The following is a 21,382-nucleotide window of genomic DNA, read 5'->3' as shown; positions in this document are numbered from 1 at the left end:
GGAATTTTCGGCTCCGCTTTCCCTTGCATCGCGGCCGGAATTGGTCCGAACCATTGACGCACTGGTCTAGTCCTTCTAGCGTTCCCCCCAGCGCATGGCCGCGTTCATGCCAAAGAAGTCAGACGGTCGACAGCGCATGCCCCCACTCGCTCTCCCTCCCCCACGAGGAGACCTGATGCTCGGACCACACCGTCCCCGCGCCCGCCTGAGGGCGCTCATCGCCGCCGCATGTACCGCCGCACTCGGCGCGACCCTGCTCACCGGCGCCCACCTCGCGTCCGCCGGCGAGTCCGCCCCGGCCAAGAAGCCCGCTGCCGCCCCGGCGGCAGCCGGGAACAAGGTGATCGGCTACTTCACCGAATGGGGCGTCTACGACCGCAATTACCACGTCAAGAACATCCAGACCTCCGGCTCCGCGAACAAGCTCACCCACATCAACTACGCCTTCGGAAACGTCACCGGCGGCAAGTGCGCGATCGGTGACGCCTTCGCCGACTACGAGAAGACGTACACCGCCGCCCAGAGCGTGGACGGCGTCGCCGACACCTGGGACCAGCCGGTGCGGGGCAGCTTCAACCAGCTGCGCAAGCTGAAGAAGCTCCACCCGAACCTCAAGATCCTCTGGTCCTTCGGCGGCTGGACCTGGTCCGGCGGCTTCGGCCAGGCCGCGGCCAACCCGGCCGCCTTTGCCCAGTCCTGCTACAACCTGGTCGAAGACCCACGCTGGAAGGATGTCTTCGACGGCATCGACATCGACTGGGAGTACCCCAACGCCTGCGGCCTGACCTGCGACACCAGCGGGCGCGAGTCCTTCAAGAACCTGATGTCCGCGCTGCGCGCGAAGTTCGGCAGCTCCAACCTGGTTACCGCTGCGATCACCGCGGACGGCTCGTCCGGCGGCAAGATCGAGAAGGCGAACTACGCGGGCGCGGCCCAGTACGTCGACTGGTACAACCCGATGACGTACGACTTCTTCGGCGCCTGGGCGGCGCAGGGCCCCACGGCCCCGCACTCGCCGCTCACCTCCTACACCGGCATTCCGCAGCAGGGCTTCAACTCCGACGCCGCGATCAAGAAGCTGAAGGGCCTCGGCATCCCCTCGTCGAAGCTGCTGCTCGGGATCGGTTTCTACGGACGGGGCTGGACGGGCGTGACACAGAAGGCGCCCGGCGGGACGGCGACCGGGCCCGCGCCCGGGAAGTACGAGCAGGGCATCGACGACTACAAGGAGCTCAAGGGCAGGTGCCCGGCCAATGGGACCGTCGCCGGGACGGCGTACGCGCACTGCGGCACCCAGTGGTGGAGCTACGACACCCCCGCCACCATCGCGGGGAAGATGAACTACAAGAACCAGCAGGGCCTGGGCGGCACCTTCTTCTGGGAGCTCAGCGGTGACACCTCGAACGGAGAGCTGATCAAGGCCATCAACTAGCCTGCGGACACGATGAGGGCGGGCGGCCGGGTGCGGCTGCCCGCCCTCGCGTCATGCCTCGACCGGCTCGGGCACGGCCTCGGCGAGCGCGGCAGGCAGGGACTCGGCCGGCGGTTCGGGGCACTTGGGCTCGAACTCCGCGATCGTGTGGAGCGTGCCGCGCAGCATCCGTATCAGCAGCGCGCACACGGTCTCGCGCGCCGGCTCCTGGTGGCCCAGCCAGTCGAGGGTGATTCCCTCGACGCTGCTGAGCCAGCCGAGCAGCGCCAGCCGGGCCAGCATGGGGATGTCACGCGTGCCGTAGGCGCCTTCGGCAATGGTCGCGATCAGCTCCTCGCGCACCGCGTCCCGTATCGACTGCACCTGGGTGTCGAAGCCGACGCCGCCCGTGACGATCGTGCGGAACGCCGCCTGATGGTGCTGGGCGAAGCGCAGATAGCCGTCGACCGTGCGGTACACGCGCTCGGCGCGCGGCAGCTCGGTGTCGCCCGCGGCGCGCGAGACGAGGTCGGCCATCGAGTCCTCGATGATGGCGAGGTAATAGCCGCGCTTGCTCTTGAAGTAGTAGTAGACCAGGCCCTTGGCGACTCCGGCGTGTCTGGCGATGTCGTCCATCGACAGCGCGTCGTAGGAAGTGTCGGCGAACAACTTCCGTCCGGTTGCGATGAGTTCACCGCGGCGTGCCTGGGATCGTCCGGTCGCGCCACGCTGTTGACTATTACTCAAATTGGACCCTGGTCTCCAACTGCCACAAGATCTGCGCAGTATGGCAGACCTCAGATCAGGCCGAGCTGGGTGACGAACATGGCGAGGACGACGACGAGCGTCCAGCCGAGGATGTGCTCGAGGACCTTGGAGCCGTCCTCGGGGCCGCCGGTGCGGGCGCGGGTCTCGGCGCGGTCGGCGGTGGCAGCGGTCGAAGTCATGGTGCGTCTCGTTCAGTCGGCTGGCAGGTGCGTCCCCCCGGGTGACCCACCCACAGTGCCAGCGATACCGGCCCCGGGGTAGAGACGTACGTCACTACCTCCGGGGACGGTTGGCGGTCAGCGGATGCCGATTGCCGCCAGAGCCCGGCGCTGGGCGGCCGTCGGGACGGCGGGCCAGTACAGGTAGCAGACGCCGCCTGTGCCGGAGACCACTTTGCCGCTCGCGTTGTAGCGCTTGGTACGGAGCCAGATCGTCTCCCACTCGGCGCGCTTGTAGACCCGGCGTACGGCCTCGTTGCTGGGCGACGCCGGATCGTTGGCGATCACATCGCCGCCGGCTGTGAAGCCGATCACTGCCATCAGATGCCCGGAGGTGCCGTATCCCGCCCCGGTCAGCTCTCCCTTCAGGAAGGACTGGGACGTTATGGCCGGGATGCCGGCCCGGATCAAGGTCTCCAGGTCGCTGAGCGAGGACAGCCGGGTGACGACCGCGCTCATGTCCTTGTAGGTGGCCGCGTAGGCGGCGTTGAAGGGCCAGTTTCCGCAGCCGTCGTACTGGTGGTCGAAGGTGAAGCGGGCCGCGTGGCAGACCTGCGGATCGGCGAAGGCCGGGTTCACCCAGGACAGGTCGGCCGGGGTGGGCTTCCGGCCCCAGTATTCGATGATCATCTGCGATGAGGTGGGGCTGCACCACGCCTCACCGCCACTGTCGTACTCCGGGTACTGGCCGATGTGCGTGTTCTGCGAATAGCGCGGCACGGGCAGCTCGCGCACGAGCCCTGGCGTCGACGCGGGCACGGTGAAGCGGTCCGGGACGTCGGATGCCATCGCGCCGAGCCGCCAGACGGTGGGCGTCAGTTTCGTGCCGGGCCTGCGGTAGAGGGTCAGTCGCAGCTGGTACGAGTTCAGCCGCAGCCCGCTCGAAGCGTCGTCGACGGAGAAGGTGTCGGTCCAGATGCTCGCCTTCCCGTCCGTCTGGTCGTCGAGCGAGGTACGCCGGATGTCGCCGTCGCCCGCCGCCCAGCGGCCCATGACGAACCAGGGCGTGCGGGTGGCGTCGGAGTAGCTGCCGCGCAGCTCGACCTGCAGCCAGGTGCCGGCCGGGGTGCGCGCGTTCCAGGAGGCGATGACCTCCGTTGCGGGCACCCGGGAGAGGTGGACGGGCGAGGTCCAGGTGCCGTACTCCCAGGTTGTGGTCTGTCCGGTGTGCGGGTCGGTGTAGACGGTGCGGCCAGTGGGGCCCTCGAGGACCAGGCCGGGGCGGCTGCCCGCGACGGCCCGGGTGCCGGCCGCGGCGCCGAGGCGCCAGTCGGCGTACGAGGTCCAGAAGCGGTTGTCCACGGCCGGCGCGGGCGCGCGCCCCGCGGGCCCTGTGCCTCCCGCGTGCCCGGCGGACTCCGCAGGCCCGGCGGAGTCCGGCTCCGGGAGCGTCCCGCCCGGCGCGGCGGCGGCCGGCATCGCGGACGAGGACAGCGCACCCGCACCCGCCGCTGCCGCGATCGCGGCGCTCAGCACGGCTCGGCGCGAAGTAGATCTGGCCATGGGACCCCCAAGTCAGGGTGCGCGACAGTGGGGCAACTATTGCGGGTCCGGGCGGACTTCTGCCAGCGCCCGGAGACGCGTCGCGCCACCAATATTGGTCGCGTCCACCGGGGGGGTCCCCCATAGGGGGAGCGACCTGCGGCCGGGCCCGCCGCCCTCATAGGCTTGCGACATGGACGACCTCGACCGGCAGGCCCCGGCGCTGCGCTCACTCCCGCCATCGTGCGGACCCGTGCGGCTGATCGGGATCGACGGCCACGCCGGAGCGGGCAAGAGCACCTTCGCCGCCCGGCTCGCGGCGGCCGTCGGCGGCGATGTGCCGGTGCTCCATCTGGACGATCTCGCCACCCACGAGGAGCTCTTCGCGTGGACGGACCGGATGCTGACCCAGGTGATCGATCCCCTCGCGCACGGCCGTACGGCGCACTACACCCCGTACGACTGGAATCTGCGCCGCTTCGGTCCGCCGCGCGCGCTGGAGGCCGCTCCTGTCGTGCTGATCGAGGGCGTGGGAGCAGGGCGACGGGTGTTGCGCCCGTATCTGGCGTGGCTGCTGTGGATGGAGCGGGACGCCGAAGAGTCCTGGCAGCGGGGCCGCCAACGCGACGGAAGCGGACTCTCCGCCTTCTGGGACGGCTGGACAGTGGCGGAGACACGCCATTTCGCCGCGGACCCCTCACGCCGGTACGCCGATGCCCTGGTACGTGAGTGCCACGAGGGTTACGAGTGGCGCCCGGGACCTGCTGTGACAGCGCGCCCGAATCAAGTCATCACACAGGGTGACTGCTTTCCCCCGACATACTGAGCAGTCGGAATTCCGCCTCAAGAGTGCCTCAACCCTTCTTGACCGAGGAGGCGTACAGGTCTTACGTTCTCAATGTGCGGCTTTCCGGAGCCGCCGCAGACGCGAAGCCCCCGGTTGTTCCCCCGTGATCGGGGGCTTCGTTCTGCCCTCTCCCCCACATCACAGGCGCGGCACCCCACCCCCCGCTTACCCAGGGTCACGGCCACCGGACAGCTTGCTGCGCCCTTCGTCGCAACCCCTTTGCGCAGGTACGATGCACCTCGGTGGGGTCAATTCCCGTCCACGGCAAGGTGGTTCAGTGCGTTGCCCGCCGGGCGTCCGCCCGGCACCGGGGGTCTGGCCCGCGGCGAAGCCGCTGTCGGGTGCAGTCCCCCCGGGAAACACACGACAGGTGCACTTTTGTGGGGGACCTGATGGACATCGGCACGCAGGGCGTACCGGCCCCGGCCGACCTCGCCTGGGTGCGCGGCGTGGACGCCTACACGATGGGTGCGTATCCGCAGGCGGAGGAGGAGTTCCGGACCGCCGTGCGGCTCGATCCCGGGATGGCCGACGGCTGGCTCGGGCTCCATGCCCTGCGCGTCGACACCACGACCGCGCTGCTGCGCATGTACAGCACCCGCGAGCGCTTCGGCGACCAGCGCGCCCGCCACCGCCGCACCCTCAACTCCTGGTACTGGCTGGGCTGGTGGGTCCAGCCGGTGCTGGAGAGCCCGCGCGATCTGCTGCTCGCGCACGCCTCCCACTGGCTCGACGGCCGCCATGTGCCGGAGCTGGACCAGGCACTCGCCGGGCTGCCGCCGGTCGACGCGGACCCGCAGGTGCGCTTTCTGCACGCCTGCCGCGCGTATCTGGTCAAGGACTGGGAACAGCTCGTACGCCACACCGAGCCGCTGATCAACGATCCGTTTCTGGGCATCGAGGCCGGGCTGTTCGGCGGCATGGCACGCGTACGCCTGGAGATGTACGGGCAGGCCGAGCCGCTGCTCTCCGCCGCCCTGATGCGCTGTCGCAGCGAGCAGCCGCAGCGCAAGGAGCTGCGCTACTGGCTGGCGCGTGCGCACGAAGGCACCGGCCGCAGCGCCGCCGCCCTGCCGTTGTACCGGGCGGTGCACAGGATCGACCCGGCCTTCATGGACACCTCCGCACGACTCGCGGCGATCGCGGAGTACGACGGCATCGACGGGTACGACGAGTCGTCCGGGTTCGCGGCCGTGTCGCTTGCGGGCTTCGGCCAGGACGCGGTGGACGCGCAGGCCGACGGCGACGGGCCGGTCGCGGCCGAGGCACGGATCGGCGTCGATCCGCAGACCCAGCTCCCCGGCTCCGTGCCGAGCGTCCCGCCCGAGGGCGTACGGCGCAAGGCGGTGGTGCCGGCCCAGCCGGCGCCCCCGGCGTTTCCGGCGGGCCCCACCGATCCGGTGCTGCTCGGCGAGGCACTTGCCGAACTGGAGCGAATGGTCGGACTGGAGCCGGTCAAGCGGCAGGTCAAGGCCTTGTCCGCGCAGCTGAAGATGGCCAGGCTGCGCGCCGGCCAGGGCCTCCCCGTCCGGCCGCCGAAACGGCACTTTGTCTTCTCGGGCCCGTCCGGGACCGGCAAGACCACCGTCGCCCGCATTCTCGGCCGGGTCTTCTACGCGCTCGGGCTGCTGGGCGGCGACCATCTGGTGGAGGCCCAACGGTCCGACCTGGTGGGAGAGTTCCTGGGCCAGACGGCGGTGAAGGCCAATGAGCTGATCGACTCGGCGCTCGGCGGCGTGCTGTTCGTGGACGAGGCGTACAGCCTCTCCAACACCGGCTACTCCAAGGGCGACGCGTACGGCGACGAGGCGCTCCAGGTCCTCCTCAAGCGCGCCGAGGACAACCGCGACCACCTGGTGGTCATCCTGGCCGGCTACCCGGAAGGCATGGACCGGCTGCTCGCCGCCAACCCCGGGCTCTCCTCCCGCTTCACCACACGGGTCGACTTCCCCTCGTACCGCCCTCTCGAACTGACAGCGATCGGCGAGGTGCTGGCCGCCGAGAACGGCGATGTGTGGGACGACGAGGTCCGCGAGGAGCTGCGCTCGATCAGCGGGCACGTGGTCGACCAGGGCTGGATCGACGAGCTCGGCAACGGCCGCTTTCTGCGCACCCTGTACGAGAAGAGCTGCGCCTACCGGGATCTGCGGCTGTCCGGATACCCGGGCACGCCCACCCGCGAGGACCTCTCCACGCTGCGGCTGCCCGACCTGATGCAGGCGTACGGCGAGGTCCTGTCGGGCCGCGGTCCGGTCGACCGCGGCCCGCAGGATCCTCCTCCGCCGGGCTTCTTGACCTGACGCCGAGGCTCAGCCGGCCAGCGCGGTGTCCATTGCGGGCTGGGCCGCATGGGGCGACCGGGGCACCGTCACCCGGTGGGACGGGTCACGGACCTCGCCGACCAGCATTTCCAGGACGTCCTCCAGTGCGACCAGTCCCAGCACCCGGCCGGACCCGTCGGCGACCTGGGCGAGGTGGGTGGCCGCGCGGCGCATCACGGTGAGCGCGTCGTCCAGCGGGAGTTCGGCCCGCAGGGTCGCCATGGGACGCCAGATGTGCTGGGGCACGGCCCGTTCGCCGTCCTCCAGATCGAGTACGTCCTTGACGTGGAGGTAGCCCATATAGGGACCCGTGCCCTGCGCGCAGACGGGAAAGCGGGAGTATCCGGTGCGGACTGTCAGCTCCTCGATCTGCCGCGGGGTGACCGAGGGCGGGACTGTCACCAGAGTGGAGCGGGGGATCAGCACATCGATCACCGGGCGGCTGCCCAGCTCCAGCGCGTCCTCGAGCCGCTCCTGTTCGGCCGGCTCAAGGAGACCCGCCTGGCCCGAGTCCTCGACGAGGCGGTTCAGCTGCTCGCTTGTGAAGACCGCCTCCACCTCGTCCTTCGGCTCGACGCGGAAGGCCCGCAGCACCAGCCGGGCACAGGCGCCGAGTCCGACCGTGACCGGGCGGCACAGCCGGGCGAAGCCCACGAGGCCGGGGCTCAGCCAGAGTGAGGTCTTCTCGGGGGCGGCCATGGCGAGATTCTTCGGGACCATCTCGCCGATGACGAGGTGCAGGAAGACAACCACGGCCAGTGCTATGACATAGCCCAGCGGATGGATCAGCCCTTCGGGCACATGGGCCGCGTGGAAGACCGGTTCCAGCAGATGCGCGACGGTCGGCTCGGCCACCGCGCCGAGTGTCAGCGAGCAGATGGTGATGCCGAACTGTGCGGCCGCCATCATCTGGGGCAGGTTCTCCAGACCGTGCAGCACCTGCCGGGCCCGCGAGGAACCTGCCGCGGCGAGCGGTTCGATCTGGCTGCGGCGTACCGAGACGAGGGCGAACTCGGCGCCGACGAAGAATCCGTTCGCCAGCACCAGGAGCAGCGCGAACAGCAGTTGGAGGACGCTCATCGGACGGCCTCCGTCACGGCCGGCACATCGGCGGTACGCACCAGGCGCACCCGTTCGGCGCGGTAGCGGTCCACCTGGCGCACCGAGAGCCGCCAGCCGGGCAGTTCGGCCCGGTCACCGGGGGCGGGGATGCGCCCCAGCAGATCGGCGACAAGACCGGCCACGGTCTCGTACGGGCCGTCGGGCACATCGAGGCCTATCCGGCGCAGCGTGAGGACCCGGCAGCTGCCATCAGCCTCCCATGCGGGGCTGCCTTCCTCAGCGGCCACGGGGGCGAGTTCGGGCCGACCGTCGGCCTCGGCGTCGTGCTCGTCGCGGACCTCGCCGACGAGCTCCTCGATGATGTCCTCCAGGGTGACGACTCCGGCCGTGCCGCCGTACTCGTCGACCACCACCGCGATGGGCTGCTCGCTGCGCAGCCGCTCCAGGAGCTGCTGCACCGGCAGCGTCTCGGGCACCAGCAGCGGCGGTACGGCGACCCGGTCGACGCGGGTGCGCAGCCGCTCCTCGACCGGGACAGCGAGAGCGTCCTTGAGGTGCACCATCCCGACGATCTCGTCGATGCGCTCCCGGTAGACGGGGAAGCGCGAAAGGCCGGTGGCGCGGGTGAGGTTCAGGACGTCCGCCGCGGTGGCGTCGGACTGGAGGGCGCTCATCTTCACCCGTGGGGTCATCACATGCTGCGCGGTGAGGTGCCCGAGCGAGAGGGTCCGTACGAACAGATCCGCGGTGTCCTGCTCCAGCGCGCCGGCCCGCGCCGAGTGGCGGGCCAGCGAGACCAGCTCGCCGGGGGTGCGGGCGGATGCCAGCTCTTCGGCCGGTTCGACGCCGAACAGGCGTACGAGACGGTTGGCGACGGCGTTCAGCAGGGTGATGACGGGGCGGAAGACGGTCGAGAAAAGATGCTGCGGTCCTGCGACGAACCGCGCGACCTGCAACGGCCGGGAGACCGCCCAGTTCTTGGGAACGAGCTCGCCGATCACCATCTGGACGGCGGAGGCGAACAGCATCCCGATCACCACCGCGACCCCGGAGACGGCCCCTTCGGGCAGCCCGGTCGCGGTCAGCGGCCCGTCGAGCAGCTGGGCCAGGGCGGGTTCGGCGAGCATGCCGACGACGAGCGAGGTGATGGTGATGCCGAGCTGGGTGCCGGAGAGCTGGAAGGACAGCTCCCGCAGTGCCTTGACGACACGGCGGGCGCGGCGGTCGCCCTCGGCGGCGGCGCGCTCGGCATCGGGCCGCTCCACCGTGACGAGGCCGAACTCGGCCGCCACGAAGAAGCCGTTGGCGAGGATCAGGAGGAACGCTGCGGCAAGCAGCAACAGGGGGATGATCATGCCGCCGCCTCCTGGGAGGGGGCGGCGCAGGTACTACCGGACGATCCGTCCATTGCTGGAGGGAGTCACTCCTCGGGTCGCAGGTGCCCCGCGGGCCGTTGGCGACCGTGTGGTGCGGGGAGGGACGAGCTTGTCGCCACCGGCCACCAGAGTAATGGTTTTCAGCCGAGGGGCTCGGGGGTGTCGCCCCGGGAAAAACAGTCGGCGAACGGCCGGCGCGGCAGGGGTGTCGCCGCTCAGTCCTCGTCCGCGCGGATGCCCCGGCTCTCCACGAGCGCGCGCAGCGCGCGGGCGTCACTGATGGCCTGTGCCTTGGCGATGCCGGGCTGGATGCCGAGCACCGGCAGGCTCGTGCCGTCGCTGAGGTCGAGGAACACCCACGGGTCGCCGGGGCGCAGATTCACCCGCAGGATCTCCGCCCACTCCAGGCGCCGCATACGGGTGAGGTTGACGACAGTGACGCCGTGCTCGTCGGCGACGACCTTGGGTCGGCTCAGCAGGGCAAGTACGCCGAAGAAGACCAGCGCGGTGAAGACGAAGCTGCTCCGCTCCCCCGCGCTCAGCTTCTCCAGCAGCAGGGCGACCCCGGTGATCACGGCGAACATCGCCGCGCCCACGGTCAGCAGGACGATGCGGGTACGGGTCGGCCTGAACGTGACGGGAAGAGCGGGGACTTGGGGCGCGGCGGCGGGCATGGTGGCGGGCATCCGTCAGAGCCTGCAGGCGTGGATGGCCGTGGTGAGGATCGCCCGCGCGCCGATGTCGTACAGATCGTCCATGATCCGCTGCGCTTCCTTGGCGGCGACCATGGAGCGGACGGCGACCCAGCCCTCGTGGTGCAGCGGGGAGATGGTCGGCGACTCGAGGCCGGGGGTGAGGGCGACGGCCTGCTCCAGGTGCTCGACCCGGCAGTCGTAGTCCATCATCACGTAGGTGCGGGCGACCAGGACGCCCTGGAGGCGGCGCAGGAACTGCTGCACCTTCGGGTCGTCGGCGGGCTCGCCGGTGCGCCGGATGACAACCGCCTCGGAGGTGAGGATCGGCTCGCCGATGACTTCCAGGCCGGCGTTGCGCAGGCTGGTGCCGGTCTCCACGACGTCGGCGATGACCTCGGCGACGCCGAGCTGGATCGCGGTCTCGACCGCGCCGTCGAGGTGCACGACTGAGGCGTCGATGCCGTTGTCCGCGAGGTGCTTGGCGACGATGCCCTCGTAGGAGGTGGCGATCGTCATTCCGCCGAAGCCGTCGACGCCCGTGGCCGTGCCCGGCTTGGTGGCGTAGCGGAAGGTGGAGCGGGCGAAGCCGAGCTGGAGGATCTCCTCGGCGTTGGCGCCGGAGTCCAGCAGCAGATCGCGGCCGGTGATGCCGATGTCGAGCCTGCCGGAGCTGACGTAGATCGCGATGTCGCGCGGGCGCAGATAGAAGAACTCGACGTCGTTCTCGGGGTCGACGAGGACGAGCTCCTTGGACTCCTTGCGCTGCTGGTAGCCGGCCTCATGGAGCATCGCCGACGCAGGTCCGGACAGTGAACCCTTGTTGGGGACGGCGATGCGCAGCATGAGACGGGCTTCCTTTGTTCGTACGTACGTAGTGGGGCTGTGCTCAGAGGTGGGCGTAGACGTCGTCGAGGGAGATCCCGCGCGCGACCATCATCACCTGGACGTGGTACAGCAACTGCGAGATCTCCTCGGCGGCGGCTTCTTTGCCCTCGTACTCGGCGGCCATCCAGACCTCGGCGGCCTCCTCGACGACCTTCTTGCCGATGGCATGCACTCCCTTGTCCACCAGTTCGGCGGTGCGGGAGGTGGCAGGGTCGCCGTTCTTCGCCTTGAGCTGCAGCTCGGCGAAGAGCTCTTCGAAGGTTTTGTTCGCCATGATGGTCCCCAGGGTAAGGGGTCCGCCCGGGACACTCAGCGCCAGGGTTCGCTGACGGTGCGCAGTGTGGCGGCGGTGGCGAGTGCGGCGGTGACCGCCTCGTGTCCCTTGTCCTCGTTGGATCCGCTGAGACCGGCCCGGTCCAGTGCCTGCTCCTCGGTGTCGCAGGTCAGCACGCCGAAGCCGACCGGGACACCGGTGTCGATGGAGACCTGGGTCAGACCCTGGGTGACGCCCTGGCACACGTACTCGAAGTGGGGCGTACCGCCGCGGATGACGACGCCGAGCGCCACGATCGCGTCGTAACCGCGGCCCGCGAGCACCTTGGCGACCACCGGGAGCTCGAAGCTGCCGGGGACACGCAGCAGCGTCGGCTCGTCGATGCCCAGCTCGTGCAGTGCGCGCAGGGCGCCGTCGACGAGGCCGTCCATGACCTTCTCGTGCCACTGGGCCGCGATCACCGCCACCCGCAGGTCGCCGCAGTTGCGTACGGACAGTTCGGGTGCACCCTTGCCGCTCATGTTTCTCCCTTGCCGCTTTCTGACTTACTGGTTGCCGCAGGCCGACACGCCGGTGGCGTCGAGCCAGGGCAGGTCGTGTCCCATCCGGTCCCGCTTGGTGCGCAGATACCGGAGATTGTGCTCGCCCGCCTGGACGGGCATCGGCTCGCGGCCGTCGACCGTGAGGCCGTGCCGGACGAGCGCGGTGATCTTCTCGGGGTTGTTGGTCATCAGCCGCAGGCTGCGTACGCCGAGGTCCACGAGGATCTGCGCGCCCGCCGCGTAGTCGCGGGCGTCGGCGGGCAGGCCGAGTTCCAGGTTGGCGTCGAGGGTGTCGCGGCCGCGCTCCTGCAGTTCGTACGCGCGCAGCTTGGACAGCAGGCCGATGCCACGGCCCTCGTGGCCGCGCAGATAGACCACCACGCCACGGCCGGCCTCGGTGATGTGCTCCATGGAGGCCTGCAACTGGGGGCCGCAGTCGCAGCGCAGCGAGTGGAAGATGTCGCCGGTCAGGCACTCGGAGTGGACGCGTACGAGAACGTCCTCGCCGTCGCCGACCTCGCCGTGGACGAGCGCGACATGCTCGATGCCGTCGACGGTGGAGCGGTAGCCGTAGGCGGTGAACTGCCCGAAGGCGGTGGGCAGATTGACCTCGGCCTCGCGCTTGACGGTCGGCTCGGAGGTGCGGCGGTAGGCGATCAGGTCCTCTATGGAGATGATCGTCAGCCCGTGCTTGCGGGCGAACGGAATCAGCTCGGGCAGCCGCAGCATCACCCCGTCCTCGCCCGCGATCTCGACGATGGCGCCGGCCGGGCGCAGGCCCGCGAGCCGGGCGAGGTCCACCGCGGCCTCGGTGTGGCCGTTGCGCACCAGCACCCCGCCGGGCTTGGCGCGGAGCGGGAAGACATGACCGGGGCGTACGAAGTCGGAGGCCACCGCCTCGCCGCCGGCCAGCAGCTGGAGGGTGGTGGCACGGTCGGCCGCGGAGATGCCGGTGGTGACGCCGAACGCGGGCCCCGCGTCGACGGAGACGGTGAAGGCCGTGCGCATCGACTCGGTGTTGTGCTCGACCATCTGCGGCAGGTCGAGCCGCTCCAGCTCCTCGCCCTCCATCGGAGCGCAGATCAGGCCGCGGCACTCGCTCATCATGAAGGCGATGATCTCGGGCGTGGCCTTCTCGGCGGCGATGACGAGGTCGCCCTCGTTCTCGCGGTCCTCGTCGTCGACGACCACGACGGGCCGTCCCGCGGCGATGTCGCGGATGGCCTGCTCGACCGGGTCGAGGGAGAAGTCCTCGACGTTGTCGGTGGAGTACCACGTGGGTGTCGCAGGGGCGGCGCGGTGGGGGTCCCCCCAGGCCGCAGGCTCTGGGAGAGCCTCAGACAGGGCGGGGGTGGGTGACGGGTGGGAAGTCATGCCGCTGCTCCTTCCAGGGAGGGCTTGGCGCTCGCTCGCGAGCGCAGCCACCAGTCGCGCATGCCCCACAGGACGAGCGCGCCGTAGATGACGTAGACAAAACCGGAGAAGGCGAAGCCGTTGGCGAAGTTGAGCGGCACGCCGACGAGGTCGACGAGCAGCCACGCGAACCAGAACTCGACCATGCCCCGGGCCTGTGCGTACATGGCGACCAGAGTGCCGACGAAGATGTACGCGTCGGGCCACGGGTCCCAGGACAGCGACGGGTACAGGGTGAACAGCCCTCCGACGGCCAGGGTGCCGACGGCCGCACCGGCGGCGAGGACGCCCCGCTCGCGCCAGGTGGCGAAGCGGACGGCGATCGAGCCGTCCTGGGCCTGCTGCCGGCCGCGGGTCCACTGCCACCAGCCCCACGACGCGACGGCCATGACCACTACCTGCTTGCCGGCGCTGCCGGTCAGATGCGCGGAGGCGAACGCGACGAGGAGGATGACGCCGGAGGCGAACTGGGCGGGCCACGTCCATATCGAGCGCCGCCAGCCGAGCGCGAGGGCGATCAGGCCGACGATGTTGCCGATCATGTCGGACCACTTGATGTGCTGGTCGAAGGCTGTGAAGGCCTCACTGTTCAGCCAGTCCACGGCGCTCACTTCGCGCTCTCCTCGGCGTCCGCGCCGAGCAGCCGCTCGACGTACTTGGCGATGACGTCGACCTCGAGGTTGACCGGGTCGCCGGGCTGCTTGATGCCGAGCGTGGTCAGGGCGAGGGTGGTGGGGATGAGGCTGATGGTGAAGTAGTCGGGGCCGGCGTCGACCACGGTGAGGCTGACGCCGTCGACGGTGATCGAGCCCTTCTCGACGACGTAGCGGGTGAGGTCGGCGGGGAGGGAGATCTTCACGATCTCCCAGTTCTCCGACGGCTTGCGCTCGAGGACGGTACCGACGTTGTCGACATGTCCCTGCACGATGTGCCCGCCGAGCCGGTCCCCGACGGCCATCGGCCGCTCCAGGTTGACGCGGGAGCCTTCCTCGAGCGCCCCGAGGCTGGAGCGGTTCAGCGTCTCGGCCATCACATCGGCGGTGAACTCGCCATCCCCGAAGTCGACGACGGTGAGGCAGACGCCGTTGACGGCGATGGAGTCGCCGTGCTTCGCACCTTCGGTGACCACGGGGCCGCGCAGTCGGAAGCGCGAGGCGTCGCCGAGGTTTTCGACGGCGGTGACCTCACCCAGCTCTTCGACGATTCCGGTGAACACTCAGCGCTCCTTCGGGGCTGTGGCGGGGACGGCGGTGATACGCAGATCGGGGCCGATGCGCACGGTCTCGGTCATGTCGAGCCGCAACGCTTCGCTGATCGTGGAGATTCCGGCGTGGGCGAGGGCGGCGGGGCCCGCGCCGAGGAGTACGGGGGCGAGATAGCCGACGACCTTGTCGACGGCGCCCGCGGCGACGAAGGCTCCGGCGAGAGTCGGGCCGCCTTCGAGGAGTACGGAGCGGATGCCGCGCTGGTGCAGGGCTTCCAGCAGGGCCGGCACGGACAGGCCGCGGCCGGCCCTCGGCAGCCGTACGACATCGGGCAGTTGGGTCTCGGCGTCCTCTGCGACCGCGATGACAGTGGGCGCGGCGTCGTCGAGGACGCGGGCGCCGGGCTGCACGGCGGTGCCTTCGGTGTCCACAACGACCCGCAGCGGCTGTACGGCGTCGTCGATGCCGCGTACCGCGAGGTGCGGGTCGTCGGCACGCATCGTGCCCGAGCCGACGATCACCGCGTCGGCCTCGGCGCGCAGCCGGTGGACGTCGGCGCGGGACTCGGGCGAGGTGATCCAGCGGCTGGTGCGGTCCTGCGCGGCGATGCGGCCGTCGAGGGTGGCGGCGTACTTCCACAGGACGTAGGGGCGGCCGATGCGTACGGAGGTGAGCCAGGCGATGTTGCCCGCTTCGGCCTGGTCGGCGAGCAGGCCCTGCTCGACCTGGACCCCGGCCGCGCGCAGGGTGTCGGCGCCACCGGTGGCCTGCGGGTTCGGGTCGCCGACCGCGTACACGACCCGGCTGATTCCGGCCTCGATCAGCGCCTGGGCGCAGGGGCCGGTGAGGCCCGTGTGGTTGCAGGGTTCGAGGGTGACGTAAGCGGTGCCGCCGCGGGCCCGGTCACCGGCGTCGCGCAGGGCGTGGATCTCGGCGTGGGGACCGCCGGCGCGCTGGTGGAAGCCGGCGCCGGCGGGCTGTCCGGAGGCATCGAGGATGACGCACCCGACGACCGGGTTGGGGCTGGTGGAGCCGAGTCCGCGGGCGGCGAGCCGGATGGCTCGGCGCATGGCGTCTTCTCCCCCAGAGCTTCGCCTGGGGGTGCCCCCATCTGCGGTGGCCACCGGGTCCTCCTGCCTTTTCGGGCACGGACTCCGGGGCCTGTCGATGACGACAGAGAGCGGGACAACGATTCACGAGGACGCCGGGACCGAGCACACCGATCGCCGACGGACGGCGATCAGCCACTACGGCCGGCGTGCCGGAAAAGGCCGCCCGCCGCGCACTGCCTCCCATCCGGACTTTCACCGTCGGTCCAGGAATTTCACCTGGTCAACCGGCCGCTGGATGCGGACGGGTCGCGGACTGTAACCGCCGGTTCGGAATTACACCGACCCCGGAGTGCGCTGCTGCTGATACAGGGCAAGTGTGCCACGCCCGCTCGTGGGCCATGCGAGTGAACGGCTGTGGGCTGGCTCACAAGCCTGGTCACAACCTGGCTCACAAGCGCCTGGGCAGGCTTTCTCGATCAGACCTATTGACGCTTTGGTCTAGTCCTTTTAGTCTCTGCGACACCTCCGCGGAGCGTGGGGTGTGGACCGCCCGGCGGCGGAGACCGGCCCTTGCCGCCGTCGGGCTTCGCACGCTCAAGCACGCTGGTCCAGCGCATGGTCGAGGAGGCCGGGGAGTCGGGTCAGGGCTGGACGGTGCTGCGGACGACCCAGTTCCACGATCTGCTGCTGCGCCTGCTGACGGCCGCGGCACGGCTGCCGGTGCTGCCACTGCCCTCAGGGGTGAGCCTGCAGCCGATCGACGCGGGTGAAGTCGCCGACCGGCTGGCCGAGTTGGCCGTCGGGGCGCCCGCGGGACGCGTTGACGACATGGGCGGCCCTCAGATCCGCCCGCTGGCGGACCTGGCGCGCGCTTATCTGCATGCCACCGGGCGGCGTCGCCCGATCGTGCCGGTACGGCTGGCCGGGAAGGCGTACGCGGGCTTCCGCAGCGGTGCGCATCTGACGCCCGAACAGGCCGTTGGGAAGGTCACCTTTGAGGAGTTCCTGGCGCAGCGGCCGGGCTGACCGGGGAGGCGTTGAGCCTTCCGCGTTCGGCGTTGGGCACCCTTCAGCCGGCGAAGAGGTCGTCCTGCGCCGCCTCGCGCGCGGTGATCAGGGCGCCGCTCAGGACCCCGGCGCCGCCCAGCTTTCCGGCGCGTACCTCCGTACGCAGCGGGGACAGTGCGGCCAGCCGCATCTCGACTCCTGCGGCCAATTCCGCGCCGCCCGCGTGGCCGACCTCGCCGCCGAGGACCACACAGCCCGGGTCGAGTACGGCGGCGACCGCGGCCACGCCGAGGGAGAGCCGGTGGGCGAGGTCGTCGAGGAAGCCGCCGTGCCCGGATGCCACGGCCTCGCGTACGAGCGCCGCGGCAGCGGGGTCCTCGGGCCGGTCAGCCTCGATGCCGTGCCGGGCGGCGAGCGCGCAGATCGCGGCGGACCCGGCGAGCGAGTGGAAGCCGCCCTCACAGTCGACCGCGGACGGTACGCCCTTTGTGCCGGGCACCGGCAGGAACCCGATCTCTCCCGCGCCGCCCGAGGCGCCCCGGCGGAGCCTGCCGTCCAGGAAGAGGGCGGCACCCACGCCGTGACCGAGCCACAGGAAGACGAAAGTGTCGCGGTCGGCGGCCGCACCGAGGCGCTTCTCCGCGACGGCCGCCAGATTGGTCTCGTTCTCGACGATGACCCGGGCCGGCAGCCGTTCCTGAAGGGCGGCGACGAGGCTGCGGTGCCAGGCGGGGAGGCCGGTGGTGTCGCGCAGTTCGCCGCTGACCGGGTCGATCAGGCCGGGCGCGCCGATGCCTACGCTGTGCAGCCGGGCCGCGCCTGCCTCCCGGGCGGTGCGCTCCAGCAGCGCGGCCGCCTGCTCGACGGCGGGTTCGGTGCCGGTGTCGCCGTCGATGGGAAGCGAGGCCTCGGCGAGGGTGACGCCGAGCAGATCGGCAACGACGACGGTGACGCTCTGGGTGCGTACGTCGAGGGCGGCGAGGTGCGCGCGATCGGCGACGATCCCGTACACCCGGGCATTGGGGCCGCGACGCTGCGCGCCCGCCTCGCCGACGACCTGGATCAGGCCGGACCCCTGCAGCCGCTCCACCAGGTCGGCGACGGTGGGACGGGAGAGTCCGGTCATGGTCTTCAGTTGCAAAGCCGTCAACGGGCCTTCCTGCTGAAGCAGTTGAAGCGCGATCCGGTCGTTGATGGCCCGGGCGGTGCTCGGGGATGCAGGCATGCCGGAATCCTTCCAGATCGCTTCCGTCACTATTTATCAGGCAGGGTTCCTGATAGTTTACGCACAACGTCGACGGGAGGGGCATCGGCATGGTGAACGAAGTGGTCCTCGGGCAAGGGCAGTTGAAGCGGGCGCGGTACGCCGTCGCCGCGGTCTTCTGTGTGCACGGCGCGGTCACCGGCAGCTTCGCCACGCGTATCCCCTGGATTCAGGACCATGCGGCCGTCAGCGCCGGCCAGCTCGGTCTGGCGCTCGCCTTCCCCGCGCTCGGCGCATCCGTGGCGATGCCGCTGGCCGGGGCGGTCAGCCACCGCTTCGGCGCGCGCAACGCCCTGCGCGGGCTGCTCACCCTGTGGACCCTCTCGCTGATCCTGCCGTCCTTCGCCCCGAATCTCCTCACGCTGTGCGCGGCGCTCTTCATGTTCGGGGCATCGGCGGGAATGTCGGACGTGGCGATGAACGCCCTGGGCGTCGAGATCGAGAACCGCATGAACCGCTCGATCATGTCCGGGCTGCACGGCATGTGGAGCGCCGGCGCGCTGATCGGCTCGGCGGGCGGCACGCTCGCCGCCCATCTTGGCAGCGACGCGCGGCTGCACCACGCGCTCGCGGCCGGGACGCTGACCGCACTCGGGCTGATCGCGTGTCAGGGCGTACTGGATCTGCGCAGCGCGCCCGACGAGGAGCCGCCGCCGAGGTTCGCGCTGCCGCCCAGGTCGGCGCTGGTCATCGGGGCGATCGGGTTCTGCGCGGTGTTCGCGGAGGGCGCGAGTCTGGACTGGTCGGCGGTGTATCTGCGGGACGTGATGGACACGTCGGCCGGTCTCGCGGCGGCATCGACCACGGCTTTCGCGCTGACGATGGCGGTGGCGCGGTTCGCGGGCGACCGGATCGTGGACCGCTTCGGAGCGGTGCGGACGGTGCGGGTGGGCGGCGTGCTGGCGACCGCGGGCGGACTGCTGGTGGTCGTGGCGCCGCATCCGGCCGTGGCGATGGCCGGCTTCGCCTTCATCGGGCTCGGTGTCGCCGTCGTCGTACCGCTGGCCTTCGCGGCGGCGGGGCGCAGCGGCCCCAACCCCAGCCAGGCGATCGCGGGCGTCGCGACCATCACGTACACCTCGGGACTGATCGCTCCCTCTGCGATCGGCGCGGTCGCCGACGCGACGAGTCTGGTGGTCTCCTTCGGTCTGGTGACGGCGCTTGCGTTCGGCCTGGTTCTGGGGGCGGGGGTGCTGCGGTCGGCGGGGCGGGAGAGCGCGAAGTCCGGTACGCCGAGCTCGGCCGTGCCGGAGCGGCGGGCCTGAGGTCCCCTGCCCGCCCCTTGTGGGGGTCCCCCACGCCCGCCAGGGCGTAGGGGGAGGGGTGCGGGACAAGCCCCTGATCAGCCCGCGATCGAGTCCAGCTGTTCCGCCGCAGGCCGCAGCGCCCACAGGTCCCCGCCCGGCGGCGTCTCCAGCCGCGGCACCGCCGCCCTGGCCTTGCGGTCACCGGCGTCCGCGGCCGCGTGCACGACATCGCTCGCCGCGAACCGGTAGAACTCGAGCTCGGGGTGCGGCCAGCGGGCCGCCCCGGTCGCGGCGGGCAGCAGATAGTCGACCGCCTTGAACAAGCTCTGGCCGTCCGGGCCTTCGTACGACCACAGGTTGACACCGACATGCCTGCCGATGTCGGCGAGCCGGGTGTAGGCGACCAGGTCAAAGGTCGAGTAGTGCCAGCTGCGGGTCCGGGCGAGCTCCTGGGGCTGGCTGCCGTCGGCCGCTATCTGCGGGTCGATCCGCAGCCCGCGGGCGTCGCGGACGACCTTGCGCGCGAGCTCCTTGTCGCCGGTGGCGAGCGCGAGCGCGGCGACCTGCATGTCGTGGAAGGTGCCGTGGTTGTTCTTGGCCGCCGCTTCCTGCTTGCCGAACGGCGAGTTCACCAGCCAGTCCAGGAAGGACACATTCCAGGCCCGCATACCGGCCCGGTCACTCCTGGACCAGCCGGGCGCCCCCGTGTCGAGTATCGCGATGGCGTCCAGGACGCTGGTGTACTGCTGCGAGAAGTCGATGATGCCGATGGCCCGGCCGTCGTACTTGCAGGGGATGAACTGCCCGTGGTTCAGATGGGGGTTCATCCGGGTCACGGGGTCCACGAACCAGGTGCGCAGGACCCTCGAGGCGTGCTCGGCGTACTGCTTCTTGCCCGTGTAGTACCAGGCGAGACTCAGCGTGGTGACCGAGCTCACGACCTTGCCGATGTCGGGCCGGTCCGTGCCGGTGTCGACCTCAGGATTACGCTCGCCGTCACGCTGGACATACGGGCAACCCCAGGGATTCTCGGGCGTCTTGGGCTGCGAGGGCCACCAGTAGGGCGCCTGGCTCAGATAGTCGTGGGGGTCGCCGCTCGGCGCGGGCCTGGGCTTGTCCACGACCGTCCAGGGCCCCTGCCCCAGCCAGCCGTCCGCGCGGACGACCAGGTCCCTGGCCGCCCTGCGCAGCGCCGGATCGCCGTGGCCGAGCCGCGCCTTGGCCTGCAGGAGCCGCTTTCCGTCGATCACCACGGTCTTGGGCGCCCCGGGCGAGCCGGACGCCGCCGCCTGGGACGACGCGATCGGTACGAGGACGATGACACAGGCGGCAACGGCGGTGAGTACAACTCCCAAGCGCCGTCCGGGACTTCCGGTCATCAAGGCTCCCATCAGATATGTGAACGTGATTCATGAACGGGACCGTGCGAGCGTAGGGCCGCCGGGTACGGGTGACAATGCCGCGCGCACGATTCACGGATGGGACTGCGCGTCAGCTGAACTTGGGTACCTCGGCGTACGGCGCCGGGGCCGACACCCATTCGCAGGTCCCCCGTTCCGGGGAAGCCCCGGCCCGGCACCACGTCACCGAGCCCATGGCTGGGACGCTGCCTCCATGGCGCACACGGAACAGGTCCCGCTCGACACCGTGGTGGAGCGGATGCACTCCTTCCGCTCCAGCTGGCCGGCCACGGACGGGGTGGCCGTCTTCAACCGCGTCTATCTGGCCGTGACGCAGGAGATCGATCGGCGCATCGACGGCGGCGAGTTCCCCGACCGGCGCGCCGCCGTAACGCTGGACGTCCTTTTCGCGCGGCGCTATCTGACGGCCGTGGACGCCGCGGCCGCGGGCCACCGCCCGCCGGCCTGCTGGCGGCCGCTGTTCCAGTACCGGCGCCATCCCGGCGTACGACCGCTGCAGTTCGCCCTCGCCGGCATCAATGCGCACATCGGGCACGATCTGGCGCTCGCGGTGGTGGATGCCTGTCATGCCCTCGGCTGCGAACCTGCCGATCTGGAGGGCGAGTTCGACCGCGTGGGCGACATCCTCACACTGCTGGAGGAGCGCATCCGCGAGGATCTGATGCCGGGCCCCGATCTGCTGGAGATCGCCGATCCGCTCACGCATCTGGTCGGCTCCTGGAGCCTGGACCGGGCCCGCGACGGCGCCTGGTCGGCGGCGCGGCTGCTGTGGGGCGTACGGGAACTCCCGGGCCTGGCAGAGGAGTTCACCGAGCGGCTGGACACCGGAGTCGGACTCGTCGGGCGCTGTTTGCTCACTCCCTGGCCCTGAGGCGCCTGATCGTTTGATGA

The 21,382-nt window shown here is 70.5% G+C and carries 20 protein-coding genes, 1 pseudogene and 1 riboswitch; of the genes and pseudogenes, 6 read left to right on the top strand and 15 right to left on the bottom strand.

Features of this window, described 5'->3' with window-relative positions; all coding sequences use genetic code 11:
- The first annotated feature begins 175 nt into the window (after positions 1-175).
- Positions 176-1,432: a glycoside hydrolase family 18 protein gene (locus tag ACH492_RS31850; RefSeq protein WP_398991583.1), complete on the top strand. Its 1,257-nt coding sequence runs from the start codon at positions 176-178 to the stop codon at positions 1,430-1,432.
- 51 nt (positions 1,433-1,483) lie between these two features.
- Here ACH492_RS31850 and ACH492_RS31845 read toward each other — a convergent pair whose 3' ends face one another.
- From ACH492_RS31845 to ACH492_RS31835, 3 genes are all read right to left on the bottom strand, one after another.
- Positions 1,484-2,158, bottom strand: a complete 675-nt coding sequence (locus tag ACH492_RS31845) for a TetR/AcrR family transcriptional regulator (protein ID WP_398991582.1) — start codon at positions 2,156-2,158, stop codon at positions 1,484-1,486.
- A 50-nt stretch (positions 2,159-2,208) separates the two neighbouring features.
- The gene (locus ACH492_RS31840; protein WP_398991580.1) at positions 2,209-2,358 is read right to left on the bottom strand and encodes an SCO1431 family membrane protein; all 150 of its coding nucleotides are present in this window, start codon (positions 2,356-2,358) and stop codon (positions 2,209-2,211) included.
- A 117-nt stretch (positions 2,359-2,475) separates the two neighbouring features.
- A complete protein-coding gene (locus tag ACH492_RS31835; RefSeq protein WP_398991578.1) occupies positions 2,476-3,900 on the bottom strand; it encodes a peptidase C39 family protein in 1,425 nt (474 codons plus the stop codon).
- A 172-nt stretch (positions 3,901-4,072) separates the two neighbouring features.
- Between ACH492_RS31835 and ACH492_RS31830 the strand changes: the two genes are divergently transcribed.
- Both ACH492_RS31830 and ACH492_RS31825 read left to right on the top strand, forming a co-directional pair.
- Positions 4,073-4,705, top strand: coding sequence for a uridine kinase (locus tag ACH492_RS31830; RefSeq protein WP_398991575.1), 633 nt, complete (start codon positions 4,073-4,075; stop codon positions 4,703-4,705).
- 413 nt (positions 4,706-5,118) lie between these two features.
- A complete protein-coding gene (locus tag ACH492_RS31825; RefSeq protein WP_398991667.1) occupies positions 5,119-7,026 on the top strand; it encodes an AAA family ATPase in 1,908 nt (635 codons plus the stop codon).
- A 9-nt stretch (positions 7,027-7,035) separates the two neighbouring features.
- Here ACH492_RS31825 and ACH492_RS31820 read toward each other — a convergent pair whose 3' ends face one another.
- From ACH492_RS31820 to ribD, 10 genes are all read right to left on the bottom strand, one after another.
- The gene (locus ACH492_RS31820; RefSeq protein ID WP_398991573.1) at positions 7,036-8,127 is read right to left on the bottom strand and encodes a hemolysin family protein; all 1,092 of its coding nucleotides are present in this window, start codon (positions 8,125-8,127) and stop codon (positions 7,036-7,038) included.
- Positions 8,124-9,464: a hemolysin family protein gene (locus ACH492_RS31815; RefSeq protein ID WP_398991571.1), complete on the bottom strand. Its 1,341-nt coding sequence runs from the start codon at positions 9,462-9,464 to the stop codon at positions 8,124-8,126. The genes ACH492_RS31820 and ACH492_RS31815 overlap by 4 nt, the downstream gene beginning before the upstream one ends.
- A 236-nt stretch (positions 9,465-9,700) precedes the next feature.
- Positions 9,701-10,171, bottom strand: a complete 471-nt coding sequence (locus ACH492_RS31810) for a PH domain-containing protein (RefSeq protein ID WP_398991569.1) — start codon at positions 10,169-10,171, stop codon at positions 9,701-9,703.
- Positions 10,172-10,174: 3 nt separating this feature from the next.
- Positions 10,175-11,023 (bottom strand): ATP phosphoribosyltransferase, encoded by an 849-nt coding sequence (gene hisG / locus ACH492_RS31805; RefSeq protein WP_398991567.1) that lies wholly within the window; start codon positions 11,021-11,023, stop codon positions 10,175-10,177.
- 43 nt (positions 11,024-11,066) lie between these two features.
- Entirely contained in the window at positions 11,067-11,339 is a 273-nt protein-coding gene (locus ACH492_RS31800; protein WP_142215995.1) for a phosphoribosyl-ATP diphosphatase, read from the bottom strand.
- Positions 11,340-11,374: 35 nt separating this feature from the next.
- A complete protein-coding gene (ribH, locus tag ACH492_RS31795; RefSeq protein WP_398991565.1) occupies positions 11,375-11,860 on the bottom strand; it encodes a 6,7-dimethyl-8-ribityllumazine synthase in 486 nt (161 codons plus the stop codon).
- 24 nt (positions 11,861-11,884) lie between these two features.
- The gene (locus ACH492_RS31790) at positions 11,885-13,255 is read right to left on the bottom strand and encodes a bifunctional 3,4-dihydroxy-2-butanone-4-phosphate synthase/GTP cyclohydrolase II (protein WP_398991563.1); all 1,371 of its coding nucleotides are present in this window, start codon (positions 13,253-13,255) and stop codon (positions 11,885-11,887) included.
- Positions 13,252-13,896 (bottom strand): nicotinamide riboside transporter PnuC, encoded by a 645-nt coding sequence (locus ACH492_RS31785; RefSeq protein WP_398991665.1) that lies wholly within the window; start codon positions 13,894-13,896, stop codon positions 13,252-13,254. The genes ACH492_RS31790 and ACH492_RS31785 overlap by 4 nt, the downstream gene beginning before the upstream one ends.
- Before the next feature lie 5 nt (positions 13,897-13,901).
- Positions 13,902-14,510: a riboflavin synthase gene (locus ACH492_RS31780; protein ID WP_398991561.1), complete on the bottom strand. Its 609-nt coding sequence runs from the start codon at positions 14,508-14,510 to the stop codon at positions 13,902-13,904.
- The gene (gene ribD / locus ACH492_RS31775; protein WP_398991559.1) at positions 14,511-15,569 is read right to left on the bottom strand and encodes a bifunctional diaminohydroxyphosphoribosylaminopyrimidine deaminase/5-amino-6-(5-phosphoribosylamino)uracil reductase RibD; all 1,059 of its coding nucleotides are present in this window, start codon (positions 15,567-15,569) and stop codon (positions 14,511-14,513) included.
- A 208-nt stretch (positions 15,570-15,777) separates the two neighbouring features.
- Positions 15,778-15,908, bottom strand: a riboswitch (FMN riboswitch).
- Positions 15,909-16,127: 219 nt separating this feature from the next.
- Between ribD and ACH492_RS31770 the strand changes: the two are divergent.
- Positions 16,128-16,577, top strand: a pseudogene (locus ACH492_RS31770) (nucleoside-diphosphate sugar epimerase); the annotation flags it as partial.
- Positions 16,578-16,620: 43 nt separating this feature from the next.
- Here the strand turns inward: ACH492_RS31770 and ACH492_RS31765 are convergent.
- Entirely contained in the window at positions 16,621-17,784 is a 1,164-nt protein-coding gene (locus ACH492_RS31765; protein WP_398991557.1) for an ROK family transcriptional regulator, read from the bottom strand.
- Between the two features lie 89 nt (positions 17,785-17,873).
- Between ACH492_RS31765 and ACH492_RS31760 the strand changes: the two genes are divergently transcribed.
- Entirely contained in the window at positions 17,874-19,088 is a 1,215-nt protein-coding gene (locus ACH492_RS31760) for an MFS transporter (RefSeq protein ID WP_398991555.1), read from the top strand.
- Between the two features lie 77 nt (positions 19,089-19,165).
- On the opposite strand, the gene ACH492_RS31755 is transcribed toward ACH492_RS31760, so the two are convergent.
- The gene (locus ACH492_RS31755) at positions 19,166-20,449 is read right to left on the bottom strand and encodes an alginate lyase family protein (protein WP_398991553.1); all 1,284 of its coding nucleotides are present in this window, start codon (positions 20,447-20,449) and stop codon (positions 19,166-19,168) included.
- Between the two features lie 235 nt (positions 20,450-20,684).
- Here ACH492_RS31755 and ACH492_RS31750 point away from each other — a divergent pair, with 235 nt between their 5' ends.
- The gene (locus ACH492_RS31750; RefSeq protein ID WP_398991551.1) at positions 20,685-21,362 is read left to right on the top strand and encodes a DUF5995 family protein; all 678 of its coding nucleotides are present in this window, start codon (positions 20,685-20,687) and stop codon (positions 21,360-21,362) included.
- Positions 21,363-21,382: the final 20 nt, after the last annotated feature.

It is taken from the genome of Streptomyces sp. NPDC019443 (assembly GCF_044389785.1).
Classification (GTDB): Bacteria; Actinomycetota; Actinomycetes; order Streptomycetales; family Streptomycetaceae; genus Streptomyces.
The sequence above is the reverse complement of the archived record's forward strand: the minus strand, read 5'-3'. Positions and strand labels throughout refer to the sequence as shown.

What these genes read in the sequence shown, in the direction of transcription:
- ACH492_RS31850 (WP_398991583.1), top strand. Translation starts at nt 176, where the DNA reads ATGCTCGGACCACACCGTCCCCGCGCCCGCCTGAGGGCGCTCATCGCC.
- ACH492_RS31840 (WP_398991580.1), bottom strand. Translation starts at nt 2,358, where the DNA reads ATGACTTCGACCGCTGCCACCGCCGACCGCGCCGAGACCCGCGCCCGC.
- ACH492_RS31835 (WP_398991578.1), bottom strand. Translation starts at nt 3,900, where the DNA reads ATGGCCAGATCTACTTCGCGCCGAGCCGTGCTGAGCGCCGCGATCGCG.
- ACH492_RS31830 (WP_398991575.1), top strand. Translation starts at nt 4,073, where the DNA reads ATGGACGACCTCGACCGGCAGGCCCCGGCGCTGCGCTCACTCCCGCCA.
- ACH492_RS31825 (WP_398991667.1), top strand. Translation starts at nt 5,119, where the DNA reads ATGGACATCGGCACGCAGGGCGTACCGGCCCCGGCCGACCTCGCCTGG.
- ACH492_RS31820 (WP_398991573.1), bottom strand. Translation starts at nt 8,127, where the DNA reads ATGAGCGTCCTCCAACTGCTGTTCGCGCTGCTCCTGGTGCTGGCGAAC.
- ACH492_RS31815 (WP_398991571.1), bottom strand. Translation starts at nt 9,464, where the DNA reads ATGATCATCCCCCTGTTGCTGCTTGCCGCAGCGTTCCTCCTGATCCTC.
- ACH492_RS31810 (WP_398991569.1), bottom strand. Translation starts at nt 10,171, where the DNA reads ATGCCCGCCACCATGCCCGCCGCCGCGCCCCAAGTCCCCGCTCTTCCC.
- hisG (WP_398991567.1), bottom strand. Translation starts at nt 11,023, where the DNA reads ATGCTGCGCATCGCCGTCCCCAACAAGGGTTCACTGTCCGGACCTGCG.
- ACH492_RS31800 (WP_142215995.1), bottom strand. Translation starts at nt 11,339, where the DNA reads ATGGCGAACAAAACCTTCGAAGAGCTCTTCGCCGAGCTGCAGCTCAAG.
- ribH (WP_398991565.1), bottom strand. Translation starts at nt 11,860, where the DNA reads ATGAGCGGCAAGGGTGCACCCGAACTGTCCGTACGCAACTGCGGCGAC.
- ACH492_RS31790 (WP_398991563.1), bottom strand. Translation starts at nt 13,255, where the DNA reads ATGACTTCCCACCCGTCACCCACCCCCGCCCTGTCTGAGGCTCTCCCA.
- ribD (WP_398991559.1), bottom strand. Translation starts at nt 15,569, where the DNA reads ATGCGCCGAGCCATCCGGCTCGCCGCCCGCGGACTCGGCTCCACCAGC.
- ACH492_RS31765 (WP_398991557.1), bottom strand. Translation starts at nt 17,784, where the DNA reads ATGCCTGCATCCCCGAGCACCGCCCGGGCCATCAACGACCGGATCGCG.
- ACH492_RS31760 (WP_398991555.1), top strand. Translation starts at nt 17,874, where the DNA reads ATGGTGAACGAAGTGGTCCTCGGGCAAGGGCAGTTGAAGCGGGCGCGG.
- ACH492_RS31755 (WP_398991553.1), bottom strand. Translation starts at nt 20,449, where the DNA reads ATGACCGGAAGTCCCGGACGGCGCTTGGGAGTTGTACTCACCGCCGTT.
- ACH492_RS31750 (WP_398991551.1), top strand. Translation starts at nt 20,685, where the DNA reads ATGGCGCACACGGAACAGGTCCCGCTCGACACCGTGGTGGAGCGGATG.